Source organism: Nodosilinea sp. LEGE 07298 (assembly GCF_015207265.1).
Lineage (GTDB): Bacteria > Cyanobacteriota > Cyanobacteriia > Phormidesmidales > Phormidesmidaceae > Nodosilinea.
Genome location: NZ_JADEXE010000598.1, coordinates 1 through 1,137, shown reverse-complemented (window position 1 = coordinate 1,137; position 1,137 = coordinate 1). Strand labels below are relative to the sequence as shown.

The following is a 1,137-nucleotide window of genomic DNA, read 5'->3' as shown; positions in this document are numbered from 1 at the left end:
CAATACATCTGGCCGGGGCGTGACGGCATTACCATTCGCCCCATTCGCCCCGAAGACGAGCCGCTGATTATCGCCTTCCACGATATGGTGTCTGACCACAGCATTTACCTGCGCTACTTCCACACCATCAAGCGCAGCGCCCGCATCGCCCACGATCGCCTCACCCGCATCTGCTTTAACGACTACGATCGCGAGATCGCCCTGGTCGCTGAAGTGAGTACCCCCGACCCCAACATTATCGGCGTCTGTCGTCTCACCCAAAAGCACGGCCTGCCCGAGGCCGAATTTGCCATGTTAATAGCTGATCCCTACCAGGGCCAGGGCTTTGGCACCGAGCTGCTGAGCCGCCTGATCGAGGTCGCCCGCACCGAAGGGCTGAAACGCCTGACGGGGGAAATTTTGGCTGAGAACAGTGGTATGCAGCACCTATGTAAGCGGGTTGGGTTTCAGCTCAAACCCACAGTCGAACCCGGTATTTTATCCGCCACGCTAGACTTAACCCCCTCAGGTTGAAGCAGCGATCGCCATGTTTGCCCCGAGATTATGGGTTAGGCCCGGCTCCATCGCCCAGCCCCAATTGCCCGTGGTACCCCGTCACCAGGCGGCTACCGTCTTTGAAGATGTGTACCTCAACCTGGTCACTGGCCCAGTTAATGCGGTCTTGCAGCGCTGGGTTAAACACTCGCACCCGCTGGTTGCGCGACGATACTGGCGACATTGGGTCATGGATCGCAAGGGATTCTACAAAAGGGCCATCCACCAGAATGTCGAGTTGGCCGAGCAACTGTTGAGCGCCGGGTGGTGCCTGAGCCCCTTGCAATTGGCCCAGGGTAAACCCCGAAAACGACATCGTATTGAGCCCAGCGGCCTTCACCTGTCGGGCCACCATCGTCAGGGCTGGAGCCTGCCAAAATGGCTCTCCCCCAGAGAACGTGACCCCCTCATTTTCAGGGTCAGCCAAAATGCGTTCCACCACCTCATCTACCGAGACAATCTGGTTAGCTTCAAAGGGCCAAGATGCCGGGTTAAAACAGCCCGGACATTCCCGCAGGCAACCTTGCACCCACACCACAGCCCGCTTTCCAGGGCCATTGACCTCCGAACGGTTGACATAGCCCATGATATTAAGCATAACCA

2 protein-coding genes are annotated in these 1,137 nt (G+C 58.0%); one reads left to right on the top strand and one right to left on the bottom strand.

The annotated features are described in order from the left end of the window. A partial coding sequence (locus IQ273_RS33320) for a GNAT family N-acetyltransferase (protein ID WP_194027341.1) occupies positions 1-513 on the top strand: 513 nt, incomplete at its 5' end. 28 nt (positions 514-541) lie between these two features. Here IQ273_RS33320 and IQ273_RS33315 read toward each other — a convergent pair. After that, positions 542-1,132 (bottom strand): 4Fe-4S single cluster domain-containing protein, encoded by a 591-nt coding sequence (locus tag IQ273_RS33315; RefSeq protein WP_194027342.1) that lies wholly within the window; start codon positions 1,130-1,132, stop codon positions 542-544. Positions 1,133-1,137 lie beyond the last annotated feature (5 nt).